General features: G+C 60.4%; 16 protein-coding genes. 11 read left to right on the top strand and 5 right to left on the bottom strand.

From position 1 onward, the window contains the following. Positions 1-220 precede the first annotated feature (220 nt). Both SOP85_RS18765 and SOP85_RS18760 read left to right on the top strand, forming a co-directional pair. The gene (locus SOP85_RS18765) at positions 221-952 is read left to right on the top strand and encodes a carbonic anhydrase (protein WP_046818688.1); all 732 of its coding nucleotides are present in this window, start codon (positions 221-223) and stop codon (positions 950-952) included. A 90-nt stretch (positions 953-1,042) separates the two neighbouring features. Beyond that, positions 1,043-2,569, top strand: coding sequence for a SulP family inorganic anion transporter (locus SOP85_RS18760; protein ID WP_323627831.1), 1,527 nt, complete (start codon positions 1,043-1,045; stop codon positions 2,567-2,569). 101 nt (positions 2,570-2,670) lie between these two features. On the opposite strand, the gene SOP85_RS18755 is transcribed toward SOP85_RS18760, so the two are convergent. Continuing rightward, complete coding sequence (locus tag SOP85_RS18755) at positions 2,671-3,321, bottom strand: hypothetical protein (protein ID WP_274073843.1); 651 nt, start codon at positions 3,319-3,321, stop codon at positions 2,671-2,673. Between the two features lie 370 nt (positions 3,322-3,691). Between SOP85_RS18755 and coxB the strand changes: the two genes are divergently transcribed. The 4 genes from coxB (at position 3,692) to SOP85_RS18735 (ending at position 8,091) form a co-directional block, all read left to right on the top strand. Further along, positions 3,692-4,819, top strand: coding sequence for a cytochrome c oxidase subunit II (gene coxB / locus SOP85_RS18750; RefSeq protein ID WP_274073842.1), 1,128 nt, complete (start codon positions 3,692-3,694; stop codon positions 4,817-4,819). 82 nt (positions 4,820-4,901) lie between these two features. Next, positions 4,902-6,500, top strand: a complete 1,599-nt coding sequence (gene ctaD / locus SOP85_RS18745; protein WP_274073841.1) for a cytochrome c oxidase subunit I — start codon at positions 4,902-4,904, stop codon at positions 6,498-6,500. Between the two features lie 126 nt (positions 6,501-6,626). Next, positions 6,627-7,178 (top strand): cytochrome c oxidase assembly protein, encoded by a 552-nt coding sequence (locus SOP85_RS18740; RefSeq protein WP_034149469.1) that lies wholly within the window; start codon positions 6,627-6,629, stop codon positions 7,176-7,178. Between the two features lie 25 nt (positions 7,179-7,203). Continuing rightward, positions 7,204-8,091, top strand: coding sequence for a cytochrome c oxidase subunit 3 (locus tag SOP85_RS18735; RefSeq protein WP_274073840.1), 888 nt, complete (start codon positions 7,204-7,206; stop codon positions 8,089-8,091). Between the two features lie 65 nt (positions 8,092-8,156). Here the strand turns inward: SOP85_RS18735 and SOP85_RS18730 are convergent, their stop codons facing one another. Further along, the gene (locus SOP85_RS18730) at positions 8,157-8,360 is read right to left on the bottom strand and encodes a twin transmembrane helix small protein (RefSeq protein ID WP_075947087.1); all 204 of its coding nucleotides are present in this window, start codon (positions 8,358-8,360) and stop codon (positions 8,157-8,159) included. A 70-nt stretch (positions 8,361-8,430) separates the two neighbouring features. Here SOP85_RS18730 and SOP85_RS18725 point away from each other — a divergent pair, with 70 nt between their 5' ends. From SOP85_RS18725 to SOP85_RS18705, 5 genes are read left to right on the top strand one after another with little or no spacing between them, the layout of a single operon-like run. Beyond that, entirely contained in the window at positions 8,431-9,171 is a 741-nt protein-coding gene (locus SOP85_RS18725; protein ID WP_323627830.1) for an SURF1 family protein, read from the top strand. Continuing rightward, the gene (locus SOP85_RS18720; RefSeq protein ID WP_323609113.1) at positions 9,137-9,730 is read left to right on the top strand and encodes a hypothetical protein; all 594 of its coding nucleotides are present in this window, start codon (positions 9,137-9,139) and stop codon (positions 9,728-9,730) included. The genes SOP85_RS18725 and SOP85_RS18720 overlap by 35 nt, the downstream gene beginning before the upstream one ends. A gap of 10 nt (positions 9,731-9,740) precedes the next feature. Next, on the top strand, positions 9,741-10,814 hold the full coding sequence (locus tag SOP85_RS18715) for a COX15/CtaA family protein (RefSeq protein WP_323627829.1): 1,074 nt from the start codon (positions 9,741-9,743) through the stop codon (positions 10,812-10,814). Then, entirely contained in the window at positions 10,802-11,701 is a 900-nt protein-coding gene (cyoE, locus tag SOP85_RS18710; RefSeq protein ID WP_323627828.1) for a heme o synthase, read from the top strand. The genes SOP85_RS18715 and cyoE overlap by 13 nt, the downstream gene beginning before the upstream one ends. Then, positions 11,698-12,333 carry an SCO family protein gene (locus tag SOP85_RS18705; protein WP_274073835.1) on the top strand — a complete coding sequence of 212 codons (636 nt, stop codon included), beginning with the start codon at positions 11,698-11,700 and terminating at the stop codon, positions 12,331-12,333. Before cyoE ends, SOP85_RS18705 begins: the two co-directional genes overlap by 4 nt. 151 nt (positions 12,334-12,484) lie before the next feature. Here the strand turns inward: SOP85_RS18705 and SOP85_RS18700 are convergent, their stop codons facing one another. The 3 genes from SOP85_RS18700 to SOP85_RS18690 form a co-directional block, all read right to left on the bottom strand. Next, positions 12,485-13,258, bottom strand: a complete 774-nt coding sequence (locus tag SOP85_RS18700) for a MetQ/NlpA family ABC transporter substrate-binding protein (protein WP_274073834.1) — start codon at positions 13,256-13,258, stop codon at positions 12,485-12,487. A gap of 89 nt (positions 13,259-13,347) precedes the next feature. Further along, entirely contained in the window at positions 13,348-14,022 is a 675-nt protein-coding gene (locus SOP85_RS18695; RefSeq protein ID WP_008027679.1) for a methionine ABC transporter permease, read from the bottom strand. Next, positions 14,022-15,029 carry a methionine ABC transporter ATP-binding protein gene (locus SOP85_RS18690; protein WP_274073833.1) on the bottom strand — a complete coding sequence of 336 codons (1,008 nt, stop codon included), beginning with the start codon at positions 15,027-15,029 and terminating at the stop codon, positions 14,022-14,024. Before SOP85_RS18690 ends, SOP85_RS18695 begins: the two co-directional genes overlap by 1 nt. Positions 15,030-15,152 lie beyond the last annotated feature (123 nt).

The following is a 15,152-nucleotide window of genomic DNA, read 5'->3' as shown; positions in this document are numbered from 1 at the left end:
TTACTGGGAACACGCGCACATCATGGGCCAGTCACGTTTTTTGTGACCTGGAACACAGGTTCTAGAGCGGTTTTTTCAGTTTGAGTTAAGATTCGAGGGCTACCTTGTTCATCGAGTGACTGACGGGTCGAGCTTCACGACCTGGATGTTTTTTAAACAGCCACTGGCTTCACACCGGACAAAACGGGATTATCCCTGACTCCGCCAAAGAGGATGAATCATGAGTGACAAGGATAAACAGCCGTTGGCTGCGTCGGCTTCTGCCCAACCCGAGGCGGAAACCGCCGATGCAGCGCTGCAGCATATCGTTGACGGCTTTTTGCATTTTCATCATGAGATCTTTCCGCAACAGGAAGAACTCTTCAAGAAACTCGCCACGGCCCAGCGCCCGCGCGCCATGTTCATTGCGTGCGCCGATTCGCGCATCGTTCCCGAACTAATTACCCACAGCGCCCCCGGCGACCTGTTCGTGACCCGCAACGTCGGCAACGTCGTGCCACCTTACGGGCAAATGAACGGCGGCGTTTCCACGGCCATCGAGTACGCCGTGCTGGCCCTGGGAGTGCACCACATCATCATTTGCGGGCACTCCGATTGCGGCGCCATGCGCGCGGTACTCAACCCGCAGAGCCTGGAAAAGATGCCCACGGTCAAAGCCTGGCTGCGGCATGCCGAAGTGGCCAAGACCATGGTCCAGGAAAACTGCAACTGCGCCGATGAAAACGAAAGCATGCACATCCTCACCGAGGAAAATGTGATCGCCCAGTTGCAACACTTGCGCACGCACCCCTCGGTGGCTTCACGCATGGCCAATGGTCAGTTGTTCATCCACGGTTGGGTCTACAACATCGAAACCAGCGAAATAAAAGCCTACGACGCCGACAAGGGTTGTTTCCTGCCGCTCAATGGCAGCCTGCCTATTCCGGTCGCGACGCCCAAAGCGCGCTTCTAAATCCTCCTAAATACCCGTGTGGTTCAGTCGAGGCTGCCGATCAGGCAGCCTGGCTTCGCCATGCCTGAAGAAATCTTCGGGAGAATCATCATGCGTGCTGCGCAACTTAAAGCTGTGCTGCCACGGGAGCTATTGGCTTCGGTGGTTGTGTTTCTGGTCGCCCTGCCCCTGTGCATGGGCATCGCCATCGCTTCGGGACTGCCACCGGCCAAAGGCCTGATCACCGGGATCATCGGTGGACTGGTGGTCGGCTGGCTGGCCGGCTCGCCGTTGCAAGTCAGCGGCCCGGCGGCAGGCCTGGCGGTGCTGGTGTTCGAACTGGTTCGCCAGCATGGTGTGGCCATGCTCGGGCCGATCCTGCTGTTGGCGGGCTTTCTGCAACTGGTCGCCGGTCGGCTGAAACTGGGGTGCTGGTTTCGCGTGACAGCACCCGCCGTGGTCTACGGCATGCTCGCCGGGATCGGGGTGTTGATCGTCCTGTCACAGATACACGTGATGCTGGACGCCACGCCCAAGCCCTCGGGGCTGGATAACCTGGCAGCCTTCCCCGCCGCCGTGTCCCAGGCGTTGCCCTCCTTTGGCTGGCAGGCCGGTTTGCTCGGGCTGGGAACGATCGCGGTGATGTGGCTGTGGGAAAAGCTGCGCCCCCATTCCCTGCGCTTCGTGCCCGGCGCACTGCTAGGAGTCGGGATTGCCACCGTCGCCAGCCTGGTACTGGCGCTGCAAGTCAAACGGGTGGAAGTGCCGGCCAACCTGGCCGAAGCCATTGGCTGGCTGAAACCTGCGGACTTGCTGAACCTGGCGGACCCCACGCTGCTGATCGCGGCGTTCGCGGTAGCCTTCATCGCCAGCGCCGAAACCCTGCTGTCCGCCGCCGCGGTCGACCGCATGCACAGCGGCCAACGTTCGGACTTCGATCGCGAACTGTCTGCCCAGGGCGTCGGCAACATGCTTTGCGGATTGCTCGGCGCGTTGCCGATGACCGGGGTGATCGTCCGCAGTTCGGCCAACGTCCAGGCCGGTGCCACCACGCGCTACTCGACGATTTTCCACGGATTGTGGCTCCTGGCGTTCGTGATGTTGCTGTCGAGCGTGCTGCAAAGCATTCCGGTAGCGAGCCTGGCCGGTGTGTTGGTGTACACGGGTTTCAAGCTGGTCGATCTCAAGGCATTTCGCGGTTTGGGTCGCTATGGTCGCATGCCGATGTTCACATATGCCGCGACAGCGCTGGCGATCATCTTCACTGACCTGTTGACAGGCGTGCTGATCGGCTTCGGCTTGACCCTGGTGAAACTGGCGCTGAAAGCTTCTCGGCTGAAAATAAGCCTGATCGACCTGGCGCAGGACGGCGAAATGGAACTGCGCCTGGTAGGTGCGGCGACCTTTCTCAAGGTGCCGGCGCTGACCCGAGTACTGGGCAGCATTCCAGCGGGGGCGACGGTGCATGTGCCGCTCAATAACTTGAGCTACATCGATCACTCGTGCCTGGAGTTGCTGGAAGAATGGGGTCGGGCGAATGCGGCCAAAGGGTCAAGGCTGCTGATTGAGGCGCGGGGGTTGAAACGCAGGTTGGAGGGGCGGGTGCGGACCAACACCGGCGTAGGCTCCACCACCTGAAACTTGCAGGAGCCGGTTTGCTGGCGATCCAGGCGACGCGGTGTGTCAGGCAGACCGTGTCGTCTGGATCGCCAGCAAGCCGGCTCCTGCAGGGGATGGAGTCAGGCGACGGGCTGATCCAGCTCCAGGCCCACGCCCAGGCGACGGGACATGCACGGCCAGCGCTTCCAGGCAGCGCCGGTGTCCGGACTGCTGAGTTTCTCGCGGTAGGCCTCCACCGACTCCAGCGCAAAGCTCTCTTCGTTAAGCATCTCGTCGATGGCGTGATGCACAGCTTCATCAAGTTGGTTGGCAAATTCCTCACCGATCAATTGATGAGCAATCAGGTTGGCGACAGTCATGTCCAAGGGGATCAGTGGCTGGCCAAGATGCTTGATGTACAGGTCGTTGACCTCTTCGACGAACCGGTGTGCCAGATAGGCTTCGTCCAGCAGGCTGTCGAGCCCGACGTGCCCTGCCATGATCGCTGGCGGCTGGAGGAAGTACTGCTCGGCGATTTTCAGCACCGGTTTGATCTGTGACTCGATGCCCGCTTCCCTGGCAACTTCATTGGCTGCATCCAGCAGATCCGGAACTTCGTCGATGTAAGCGGCGACAAAACGCGTCAGCACGCCGTTGGCGTCCGCTTCCGGCAATTGGATAGCCGGGTGCAAATGAGGCAGCTTGGTTTCAAGTTGACGCGTCAGCAGGCCGGTCTCGGTTTCGTGTTGTTGGGCTTGTTGGATCTGCTCGCGCAATGCGGCGGTGTTCATGAAAACTCCAGGAAACAAAGGCAATGAAATAGGGAAGACATAACTTAGCTGGCTTACGAAAAATGCTAAGACGCATTTGTCATAATTATTTCATCCTTGAGACGCCTCCGTTATATCGGTTTGCCACCACTCGTCTGCATCCTTCTCCATTCGTGCCCTGCAACGCAAGTTAATGCTGTTTCAGTTGATTTACGCCAGCACATTGCGAGGTGGGAGTCGCTGTCTATACTCGGGTTGGAATGGAGTTAGCTGATGACGCCCGACTGCACTGCAGCAAGGCCCGGCGATTCAAGTTCGTAGTCTGATGCAGCCGCTCCCTTGCCGCAGGTGAAAGCCGGCGGGATAACAAGAACGATAAGGGGAACCCGCAATGATGCGACATCCACATGTCTGGATGGGCCTCCTGTTGTGGTCGATTTTCAGTCAGGCGCAAGCGGCCTGGACTGTGAATATGGCGCCTGGAGCGACTGAAATCAGTCACGCTGTGTTTGACCTGCACATGACCATTTTCTGGATCTGTGTAGTGATCGGCATCATCGTCTTTGGCGCCATGTTCTGGTCGATGATCCTCCATCGCCGCTCAACCGGGCAGGTGGCGGCAAAATTTCATGAAAGTACCACCGTCGAAATCCTCTGGACCATCGTGCCCTTCGTGATCCTGGTGGCCATGGCGGTTCCGGCGACCGCCACCCTGATCAAGATGTACGACGCCAGTGAGCCGGATATCGATATCCAGGTCACCGGCTATCAGTGGAAATGGCACTACAAATACCTCGGCCAGGACGTCGAGTTCTTCAGCAACCTGGCCACTCCCGCCGATCAGATCCACAACAAGGAAGCCAAGACCGAGCACTACCTGCTCGAGGTCGACAAGCCCCTGGTGCTGCCGATCGGCGCCAAGGTGCGCTTCCTGGTGACCTCCGCCGACGTGATCCACTCCTGGTGGGTGCCGGCCTTCGCGGTCAAGCGCGATGCGATCCCGGGGTTCGTCAATGAAGCCTGGACCCGTGTCGAAAAACCCGGCATCTACCGCGGTCAATGCGCCGAGCTGTGCGGCAAGGACCACGGGTTCATGCCGATCGTGGTCGAGGTCAAGGAAAAGGCCGACTACGAAAAATGGCTGGGCGAGCGCAAGGCTGAAGCCGCACAACTCAAGGAGCTGACCAGCAAGGAATGGACCCTCGACGAGCTCAAGGAGCGCGGCGACAAGGTCTATCACACCGCCTGCGTGGCCTGTCACCAGGCCGAGGGTCAAGGGCTGCCGCCGATGTTCCCGGCACTCAAGGGCTCGAAAATCGCCACCGGACCCATCAAGGATCACCTGAGCATTGTCTTCCACGGCAAGCCTGGTACCGCCATGGCGGCGTTCGGCAAGCAACTGTCGGAAGTCGATATCGCAGCGGTCGTGACCTACGAGCGTAACGCCTGGGGCAACAATAAGGGCGACATGGTCACCCCTAAAGAAGTGCTGGAGCTGAAACAGGCGGAAAGCAAATGACCCGGTCTATTGCGCACCCAAGGAATCGGTCGGGGCATCGCGCCCCGGCCTGCCCAGCTCATCTGTTTGCAGGAGACAGGACATGACTGTTGTAGTCGATGACCATGTTCATACCGGCGCGGCCCACGACCACGCCCACGGCCCTGCCAAAGGCCTGATGCGCTGGGTGCTGACCACCAACCACAAGGACATCGGTACGCTGTACCTGTGGTTTGCGTTCTCCATGTTCCTGCTGGGCGGCTCGTTCGCGATGGTGATCCGCGCCGAACTGTTCCAGCCAGGGCTGCAGATCGTCCAGCCGGAATTCTTCAACCAGATGACCACCATGCACGGCCTGGTGATGGTCTTCGGTGCGGTGATGCCGGCCTTTGTCGGCCTCGCCAACTGGATGGTCCCGCTGATGATCGGCGCACCCGACATGGCGTTGCCACGGATGAACAACTTCAGCTTCTGGCTGTTGCCGGCGGCATTCATCCTGCTGGTTTCGACCCTGTTCACCCCGGGTGGCGGACCCAACTTCGGCTGGACGTTCTACGCGCCACTGTCGACGACCTACGCACCGGAAAGCGTGACGTTCTTCATCTTCGCCATCCACTTGATGGGGATCAGTTCGATCATGGGGGCGATCAACGTTATCGCGACCATTCTCAATCTGCGCGCCCCCGGCATGACGCTGATGAAAATGCCGCTGTTCGTCTGGACCTGGCTGATCACCGCGTTCCTGCTGATCGCGGTGATGCCGGTACTGGCCGGATGCGTGACGATGATGCTGATGGACATTCACTTCGGCACCAGTTTTTTCAGTGCCGCTGGCGGCGGTGACCCCGTGCTGTTCCAGCACGTGTTCTGGTTCTTCGGCCACCCCGAGGTGTACATCATGATCCTGCCGGCCTTCGGTGCCGTCAGCTCGATCATTCCGGCCTTTTCGCGCAAGCCATTGTTCGGCTACACCTCGATGGTCTACGCCACGGCGAGTATCGCGTTCCTGTCGTTCATCGTCTGGGCGCACCACATGTTCGTGGTCGGCATTCCACTGGTGGGCGAGCTGTTCTTCATGTACGCCACCTTGCTGATCGCGGTGCCCACCGGGGTCAAGGTGTTCAACTGGGCCAGTACCATGTGGCAAGGCTCGCTGACCTTCGAAACGCCCATGCTGTTTGCCGTGGCGTTCGTGATCCTGTTCTCCATCGGCGGTTTCTCGGGGCTGATGCTGGCCATCGCACCCGCGGATTTCCAGTACCAGGACACCTACTTCGTGGTCGCACACTTCCACTACGTACTGGTGCCCGGCGCCATCTTCGGGATCTTCGCCTCGGCCTACTACTGGATGCCGAAATGGACCGGTCACATGTACGACGAAACCCTCGGCAAGCTGCATTTCTGGCTGTCGTTCATCGGCATGAACATGGCCTTCTTCCCGATGCACTTCGTAGGGTTGGCAGGCATGCCGCGGCGGATTCCGGACTACAACCTGCAATTCGCCGACTTCAACATGGTGTCGTCGATCGGCGCCTTCATGTTCGGCGCCACGCAGATTTTCTTCCTGTTCATAGTGATCAAGACCATCCGCGGCGGCCCGCCAGCACCGGCCAAACCGTGGGATGGGGCTGAGGGTCTGGAATGGAGCATCCCGTCGCCGGCGCCGTATCACACCTTCACCACGCCGCCGGAAGTGAAATGAACACCTTGCCCTTTGTGGGAGCGGGCTTGCTCGCGAAGAACGATAACGCGGTTTGCCTGTTGAACCGCAGTGCCTGCTTCGCGAGCAAGCCCGCTCCCACATTGGTTTGTGTTGAGGTTTGGAATCATGGCTGATTCAATTTCGATGAAGAAGCTCGTCACTCGCCTATTGCTCGTGGTGGTAGCGATGTTTGTCTTCGGCTTTGCCCTGGTGCCGATCTACGACGTGATGTGCAAGGCATTCGGCATCAATGGCAAGACCGCCGGGCAGTATGAGGGCGAACAGACGGTCGATACCTCGCGGCAGGTTCGCGTGCAGTTCCTGTCGACCAATTCCGCCGACATGTCCTGGGATTTCTATCCCAAGCACGATGAATTGACGGCCAACCCCGGGGCGGTGAACGAGATGATCTTCATCGCGCACAACCCCACCGACAAGCCGATGAGCGCCCAGGCGGTTCCGAGCATCGCGCCCAGCGCGGCAGCGGCGTACTTCCACAAGACCGAATGCTTCTGCTTTACCCAACAAGTGCTGCAGCCCGGTCAACGGATCGAGATGCCGGTACGTTTCATCGTTGACCGTGACATGCCCAAGGATGTGAAGCACCTGACGCTGTCCTACACGCTGTTCGATATCACCGCCCGACATCCACCGGTCGCAGTCAATACTGGCGGTTGAGCGTGCCCGATAAGGAGAACAATAAATGGCAACTCATGAACATTATTACGTTCCGGCCCAGAGCAAATGGCCGATCATCGCCACGGTCGGGATGTTCGTCACAGTGCTCGGCCTGGCCACCTGGTTCAACGATCTGAAAGCGGCGCGGCCGGAATCCCACGGGCCGCTGATCTTTTTCGTTGGCGGCCTGCTGCTGGCCTACATGCTCTTTGGCTGGTTCGGTACGGTGATCAAGGAAAGTCGCAGCGGCTTGTACAGCGCGCAGATGGATCGCTCGTTCCGCTGGGGCATGAGCTGGTTCATTTTCTCGGAGGTGATGTTCTTCATCGCTTTTTTCGGCGCTCTGTTTTATGTGCGCCATGTGTCCGGCCCGGCACTCGGCGGTGAAGGCGCCAAAGGCCTGGCTCATATGCTCTGGCCGAATTTCCAGTTCACCTGGCCGCTGCTGAATAACCCGGATTCCAAACTCTTTCCGCCGCCCAAGGAAGTCATCAGCCCCTGGGGCCTGCCGCTGCTCAACACGGTTTTGCTGGTGAGTTCCAGCGTGACCGTGACCATCGCCCACCATGCCTTGAAAAAGGGCCATCGCGGCGCGCTGAAAATCTGGCTGGCGCTCACCGTGCTGCTGGGTTGTGCCTTCCTCGGCTTCCAGGCCGAAGAGTACATCCATGCCTACCATGAACTGGGCCTGACCCTGGGTTCAGGCATCTACGGCGCCACGTTCTTCATGCTCACGGGGTTTCACGGCGCGCATGTGACGATCGGCACCATCATCCTGTTCGTGATGCTGATGCGGGTCATGCGTGGACACTTCGACAACGAGCACCAGTTTGCCTTCGAGGCTGCGAGTTGGTACTGGCACTTCGTGGATGTGGTGTGGATCGGGCTGTTCGTTTTCGTCTATGTGCTTTAAGAGCAGCTGCAAGCTACGAGCTACGAGCTAGAAGCTTGAAGCTTGAAGCTCGCGCTTTGCGCGCCCTACCAAGGGGCATGGGAAACCAGCTGGCCGCTGAAAAAACCCCAGGCGATCAAGCCGACGGTAATGGCGGCCAGCGCGACACGAACACTCAAGGCAATGACGAGGCGGTTCGAACTGCTGTCGTCCTTGACCAGAAAAAACAGGCCGCTGAACAGGCTGACAACCGTGGCAATCAGCATCAGGACGATGGCTGTTTTGAGCATGGTGGGACTCCGGGGGACAAGCGATGCACTTGAGTATAGCTATCGCGACGACCGACTTTCTGGCCAGGCCATGAAGCGCTTTCGGCCGGGCATCATTCCGACACTGGTGGTGGCGCTGTTGCTGCCACTGCTGGTGTCGCTCGGGTTCTGGCAATTGAGTCGGGGCGCGGAGAAAAGCGCGCTGCTGCAAAGCTACACCGAGCGCCGGGCCGCCGAACCGATGGCCAGCACCGAGCTGCAACACACCGCAGATCCGGCCTTCCGCCGGGTTCACCTGCACGGCCAGTTCGACGCCGGCCACAGCCTGTTGCTGGATAACCGCCAGCGCGATGGCAAGGTCGGGGTTGAATTGTTGCAACCGTTTCACGATCAAGCCACCGGGCTGTGGCTGCTGGTCAACCGCGGCTGGCTGCCGTGGCCGGACCGCCGTACACCGCCACAATTCACGACGCCCGACACCCTCTTGAGTCTCGACGCCTGGGTCTACGTGCCTCCCGGCGCCACTTTCCAGCTCCACGCTGACCCCAATACCCGTACCTGGCCAAAACTGCTGACGGCCATTGATCCGAACGCTCTCTGGAAAGCCCTGGACCGCGAAGGCTACGCCTACGAATTACGCGCAGAAACCGGACCCGCCACGTACCAGGCCGATTGGCCAGTCGTGGCCATGGGCCCGGAAAAACACCTCGCTTATGCCGTGCAGTGGTTCGCCCTGGCGATCGCCCTGTTCGGTCTTTATCTCTACCTCGGCTGGCACAACGCAAAGGAGAAACACCATGGGAGCGGCCATGAATCCACCCAGCATGTCTGAGGCCAAAACGCCGGCGAGTCGGCGCAAGGGTCGCCTGCAACTGCTGCTGATTGTGCTCGGGGTGATCGGTCCGATGATCCTCGCCACCGGCATGTACAAACTGCAGTTCTGGGTGCCGGAGGGTCGCAGTTACCACGGCGAACTGATCGGCAACGGCCAGACCCGCGCCAACCTTGGCGTGCAGGCCGATGAACAACGCTGGCAGTTGCTGGTGACCGCACCCAAGGAGTGTGCGGTGGACTGTCAGCAACTGGTGTACCTGGCACGGCAGGTCCAGATCGGCCTGGGCCGCGATGCCGGGCGCGCCAGCCATGCCATTGCCGTCGCGCAGCCGCTGGGCACTGATTACGACGCCAAGTTGACGCGGGAGTATCCTCAACTGCAGCGCTATCCGCTGGACGTGAACACCTTCAACAAAACCACCGGTGGCAAGGCGGTGCCACAGCTGTGGATCATCGACCCCCACGGCAATCTGGTGCTGCGCTACGACCCGTCAGTCAAAGGCAAGGACCTGCTCAACGACCTGCGTCACCTGTTGAAACTGTCGAACATCGGATGAGGGCATCGTCATGGCCAAGCCTGGATTTCGCCTCGCGTTGTTTGCCACCTTGCTGGCACTGATTGTGGTGTTGCTCGGGGCTTATACCCGCCTGACCCACGCAGGCCTGGGCTGCCCGGACTGGCCCGGCTGCTATGGCTTTATCAGCGTGCCGAAAAGCGAAGCGCAATTGGCCCATGCCGAATTGCATTTCCCGGACACGCCCGTCGAAGCCCATAAAGGCTGGAATGAGATGATCCACCGCTACTTCGCCGGCACGCTGGGGCTGCTGATCTCGGTGTTGGCCGGTCGGGCCTGGGTCCATCGCCGGCATCCGGGGCAACCGGTGAAGCTGCCGTTGTTCCTGCTGGCGGTGGTACTCGCCCAGGCGGCGTTCGGCATGTGGACGGTGACGCTCAAGCTCTGGCCGCAAGTGGTCACCGGGCATCTGCTGGGCGGCTTTGCGACCTTGAGCCTGCTGTTCCTGCTGACCTTGCGCCTGTCCGGCGTATTGCCGGCGCTGACGGTGCCGCGGCGCTTGCAGTACTGGGCGACTGCCGGGTTGTTGCTGGTGATCGGGCAAATTGCCCTCGGCGGTTGGGTGAGTTCCAACTACGCCGCTGTGGCCTGTATCGACTTTCCGACCTGCCATGGTCAATGGCTGCCGCCAGCCGACTTTGCCAATGGTTTTCACCTGACCCAACACATCGGCCCGAACTACCTCGGCGGGCAACTGGACAGCGACGCTCGCACCGCCATACACCTGACTCACCGTATCGGCGCGCTGCTGGTCACGCTGGTGCTGCTCGGCCTGGCGTGGCAACTGAAAGTCGTGGGCATGACGCGCCTGGCGGGGCTGGTGCTGATCGCCCTCGCCGCGCAAATCACCCTGGGAATCAGCAACGTGCTGTTTCATCTGCCGCTGCCAGTGGCCGTCGCCCACAACGCCGGGGGCGCGGCACTGCTGCTGACGATGGTGCTGGTCAACTATCACGCCCGGACCAGCCTGGTTCGGGTCAAGCAGCCGACTCGCTGGCGCTTCAGCCCGCGTAAACATTCAGCCGGGCCCATAACAATAAAAGGAGAGATGCCATGGCGATTCTGATCGGCGCGCGTCACAGCCAGGCGATCTGGCGTGACTATCTGGAGCTGACCAAACCGAAAGTGGTGGTGCTGATGCTCATCACTTCGCTGGTGGGGATGTTCCTCGCGACGCGCGCCGGAGTGCCATGGACGGTGCTGGTGTTCGGTAACCTGGGCATTGCCCTGTGTGCAGGCGGTGCGGCGGCGGTCAACCATGTGGTGGACCGGCGGATCGATGCGGTCATGGCACGCACCCACAAGCGGCCGCTGGCTGAAGGCCGGGTGTCTCCGGCCGCCGCGCTGACCTTTGCCCTGGTGCTGGCGCTGCTCGGCCAGGCCTTGTTGCTGGCCTTCACCAACCCACTGACAGCATGGCTGACACTCGCCTCCCTGCTCGGCTACGCGGTGGTCTACACCGGTTTCCTCAAGCGCGCGACGCCGCAGAACATCGTCATCGGAGGCCTGGCCGGTGCCGCCCCACCGCTGCTCGGCTGGACCGCCGCCACCGGACACGTCAGTGCCGAACCGCTGCTGCTGGTGCTGATCATCTTCGCCTGGACCCCGCCGCACTTCTGGGCGCTGGCCATCCATCGCAAGGAGGAATATGCCAAGGCCGACATCCCGATGCTGCCGGTGACCCACGGCGAGCACTACACCAAAATCCACATCCTGCTTTACACCTGCGCGCTGTTGGCCGTCAGCCTAATGCCCTACGTGATCCACATGAGCGGCCTGCTCTACCTGGTCTGCGCCATCGGTCTTGGCGCCAGATTCCTGCAATGGGCCGTGGTGCTGTACCGTGGCACTCGGCCGCACGCGGCGATCAACACCTTCAAGTACTCTATCTACTACTTGTTCCTGCTGTTTATCGCCCTGCTCGTTGACCACTACTTATTGTTGAATCTATGACCCGAACCCAGAAAACCATCTTCATCCTTGTCGCCCTGATCGCGCTGGTCCTGGGCCTGACCATCAATAAAGTGCTGTCCGGCAAAGGCCAGGGCGACCCGACGGCACTGATCGACGCCGGGATCATCCTGCTGCCGCAAAGCCGCAACCTGCCGAGCGTGACCATGACCGACCAGGACGGCAAGCCGGTGGCGGTCAACGAACTCAAAGGCAAGTGGTCGCTGCTGTTCTTCGGCTACACCTTCTGCCCGGACATCTGCCCGACCACCCTCGCCCAACTGCGCCAAATCAAGAGTGAACTGCCGCCCGAGGCGGTGGACAAGTTGCAGATCGTTTTGGTCAGCGTCGATCCCAACCGCGATACGCCCAAGCAGCTCAAGCAGTACCTGGGTTACTTCGATCCACAGTTTGTCGGCCTGACCCCGACTTCTATTGAAGACCTGCAGAAAGTGGCCAACGCCGTGAGCATTCCGTTCATTCCTGCCGATACCAGCAAGCCGAACTACACCGTCGACCACAGTGGCAACCTTGCTGTCATCGGGCCGGACGGAACCCAGCGCGGGTTTATTCGGGCGCCGTTGAACAATGTGAAGCTGGTGGCGCAATTGCCGGTGATGCTTAACCGTCAGTGAGAACACCACGCAACCTGTAGGAGTCCGGCTTGCCGGCGAAGGGGCCCGTGAGATCGCCTTCGCCGGCAAGCCGGGCTCCTACAAGGGCAGTGTTTCAGGCGAAAAAAAGGGGCGCATTCAATGCACCCCTTTTTTTCGTCATAGCTACAAATCAGAACGCCGGCACGACCGCGCCTTTGTACTTCTCGAGGATGAAAGCCTTCACTTCCGGACTGTGCAGGGCAGCGACCAGCTTCTTCATCGCTTCGCTGTCCTTGTCGTCCGGGCGGGCGACCAGGATGTTCACGTAAGGCGAGTCGCTGCCTTCGATGACCAGCGCGTCCTTGGACGGATCGAGCTTGGCTTCCAGCGCGTAGTTGGTGTTGATCAGCGCCAGGTCGACCTGGGTCAGTACACGCGGAATGGTCGCGGCTTCGAGCTCACGGAACTTCAGGTTCTTCGGGTTCTCGGTAATGTCCTTGACCGTGGACAGGATGTTGTTCGAATCCTGCAACTTGATCACACCGGCCTTGGCCAGCAGCAGCAGCGCACGGCCGCCGTTGGTGGCGTCGTTCGGGATCACCACGGTGGCGGTGCTTGGCAGTTCTTCCAGGGTCTTGTACTTGCTGGAGTAAGCGCCCAGGGGTTCCAGGTGCACGCCGGCAACCGAAATCAGGTTAGTGCCCTTGGCCTTGTTGAACTCATCCAGGTATGGCTGGTGCTGGAAGAAGTTGGCGTCCAGGCGTTTTTCCGCGACCTGCACGTTCGGCTGGATGTAGTCGGTGAAGACCTTGACCTTGAGGTCGACGCCTTGCTGGGCCAGTGCCGGTTTGACGAACTCGAGGATTTCCGCGTGCGGAACCGGAGTCGCCGCGACAGTCAGGGTGTCGGCGGCATGGGCGGAAAAGGCTGCAACGGCAGCGAACGCGACGAGTAGTTTTTTCATTCAGCTAACTCCTTGTGGGTACCCGCTTGCGGCGCCCGTTTGGCGCCTGCCAGCGAATGGCCGGCTCATTGATCATTAACGAGAGCTTTTTATTTCCGGGAAAAATGCACAACCAGCTTGTCGCCGACGGTTTGCAGGACCTGCACCAGCACCAGCAGCAACACGACCGTGACCACCATTACATCAGTCTGGAAACGCTGGTAACCGAAGCGGATCGCCAGGTCACCCAGGCCACCGGCACCGACCACACCGGCCATTGCCGTGTAGGACACCAGTGTAATGGCTGTCACCGTAATCGCTGCGAAGATGCCCGGGCGGGCTTCGGGCAGCAAGGCATTGGTGATGATCTGCCGCGTCGTTGCGCCCATGGCCTGGGTCGCCTCGATGATGCCGCGATCCACTTCACGCAACGCGGTTTCCACCAGTCGCGCGAAGAACGGTGTGGCACCGACCACCAGCGGCGGGATTGCACCGGCGACGCCGAGGGAAGTCCCGGTGATCAACACGGTGAACGGAATCATCACGATCAGCAGGATGATGAACGGCAGCGAACGCAGAATGTTCACCACCAGGGACAACATCGCGTACACGCCCTTGGCTTCCAGCAACTGACGCGGGCTGCAGAGGAACAGCAGCACACCCAGGGGCAGGCCCAGCAACACGGTGAACAACAGCGAACCACCGAGCATCAGCAAGGTGTCGCCGGTGGCCAGCCAGATTTCGAACCAGTCGATATTGGCGAAGAAAGTTGTCAGGGCTTCCATTAGCGCAGCACCTCCATGTGGACGTCGGCCGCGGTGAAGCGGGCGAAGGCCGCTTCCATGTCACCGCCGGTCACGGCCAGGGTCAGTTGCCCGTAAGGGATGTCCTTGATGCGGTCGATACGACCGGCCAGGATGCTGTAGTCCACACCGGTTTCCCGAGCGACGGTACCCAGCAGCGGAGCGTAGGTCGCTTCGCCCTGGAAGGTCAGACGCACGATGCGGCCTGGCACGTGAGCGAAGTCGTCGCGCTGTTCGCCTTCGTCGATCTGCTCGTCTTCTTGCACGAAGCGCTTGGTCGTCGGGTGTTTTGGATGCAGGAACACCTCGGCCACCGTGCCTTGCTCGACGATCACGCCAGCATCCATCACCCCGACCTGGTCGCAGACCCGGCGAATCACGTCCATTTCATGGGTGATCAGCACGATGGTCAGCTTCAGCTCGCGATTGATTTCGGCCAGCAGTTGCAGGACCGACGCCGTGGTTTGCGGGTCGAGGGCGCTGGTGGCTTCATCGCACAGCAGGATTTTCGGCTTGGTCGCCAGGGCGCGGGCAATGCCGACGCGCTGCTTCTGGCCGCCGGACAATTGCGCCGGGTACTTGTTGGCGTGGTCGGACAGACCGACCCGGGCCAGCAACTCGGCAACACGCTGATTGATCTCGGCGCGGGACATTTCACCCGCCAGCGTCAGTGGCAGGGCCACGTTGTCGGCAACGGTCTTGGATGCCAGCAGGTTGAAGTGCTGGAAAATCATGCCGACCTGCTGACGGAAACGGCGCAGCCCGTTGGCGTCGAGCGCCGTGACTTCTTCGCCATCGACGATGATCTTGCCGCCACTGGAGTTTTCCAGGCGATTGATCAGACGCAGCAGGGTACTTTTTCCCGCACCGGAATGGCCGATCAGACCAAAAACCTGACCGTTCTCTATCGTCAGACTGGTCGGATGCAGGGCGGGGATATCCTTACCGGCGACGCGGTAGGTTTTATGGACGTTTTGAAACTCGATCACGTAGCGAACCTTGTGGGGCGCGTTGGAATAGGATCAGCGGTTAGCCGGGCGCGCATTTTAGCCTGTCCGTATAGCAGTTCTTAGCATTTATTTTGCATTCGACCAGTCATTTGGCAATAACGC

Source organism: Pseudomonas sp. YuFO20 (assembly GCF_035064975.1).
In the GTDB taxonomy this organism is placed as follows: Bacteria; Pseudomonadota; Gammaproteobacteria; order Pseudomonadales; family Pseudomonadaceae; genus Aquipseudomonas; species Aquipseudomonas putida_AE.
The sequence above is the reverse complement of the archived record's forward strand: the minus strand, read 5'-3'. Positions and strand labels throughout refer to the sequence as shown.

Bases quoted from the DNA above. Each gene is read 5' to 3' on its own strand.
- SOP85_RS18740 (WP_034149469.1), top strand. From the start codon at position 6,627: ATGGCTGATTCAATTTCGATGAAGAAGCTCGTCACTCGCCTATTGCTC.
- ctaD (WP_274073841.1), top strand. From the start codon at position 4,902: ATGACTGTTGTAGTCGATGACCATGTTCATACCGGCGCGGCCCACGAC.
- SOP85_RS18715 (WP_323627829.1), top strand. From the start codon at position 9,741: ATGGCCAAGCCTGGATTTCGCCTCGCGTTGTTTGCCACCTTGCTGGCA.
- SOP85_RS18735 (WP_274073840.1), top strand. From the start codon at position 7,204: ATGGCAACTCATGAACATTATTACGTTCCGGCCCAGAGCAAATGGCCG.
- SOP85_RS18695 (WP_008027679.1), bottom strand. From the start codon at position 14,022: ATGGAAGCCCTGACAACTTTCTTCGCCAATATCGACTGGTTCGAAATC.
- SOP85_RS18720 (WP_323609113.1), top strand. From the start codon at position 9,137: ATGGGAGCGGCCATGAATCCACCCAGCATGTCTGAGGCCAAAACGCCG.
- SOP85_RS18755 (WP_274073843.1), bottom strand. From the start codon at position 3,321: ATGAACACCGCCGCATTGCGCGAGCAGATCCAACAAGCCCAACAACAC.
- SOP85_RS18760 (WP_323627831.1), top strand. From the start codon at position 1,043: ATGCGTGCTGCGCAACTTAAAGCTGTGCTGCCACGGGAGCTATTGGCT.
- SOP85_RS18725 (WP_323627830.1), top strand. From the start codon at position 8,431: ATGAAGCGCTTTCGGCCGGGCATCATTCCGACACTGGTGGTGGCGCTG.
- coxB (WP_274073842.1), top strand. From the start codon at position 3,692: ATGATGCGACATCCACATGTCTGGATGGGCCTCCTGTTGTGGTCGATT.
- SOP85_RS18705 (WP_274073835.1), top strand. From the start codon at position 11,698: ATGACCCGAACCCAGAAAACCATCTTCATCCTTGTCGCCCTGATCGCG.
- cyoE (WP_323627828.1), top strand. From the start codon at position 10,802: ATGGCGATTCTGATCGGCGCGCGTCACAGCCAGGCGATCTGGCGTGAC.
- SOP85_RS18730 (WP_075947087.1), bottom strand. From the start codon at position 8,360: ATGCTCAAAACAGCCATCGTCCTGATGCTGATTGCCACGGTTGTCAGC.
- SOP85_RS18765 (WP_046818688.1), top strand. From the start codon at position 221: ATGAGTGACAAGGATAAACAGCCGTTGGCTGCGTCGGCTTCTGCCCAA.
- SOP85_RS18700 (WP_274073834.1), bottom strand. From the start codon at position 13,258: ATGAAAAAACTACTCGTCGCGTTCGCTGCCGTTGCAGCCTTTTCCGCC.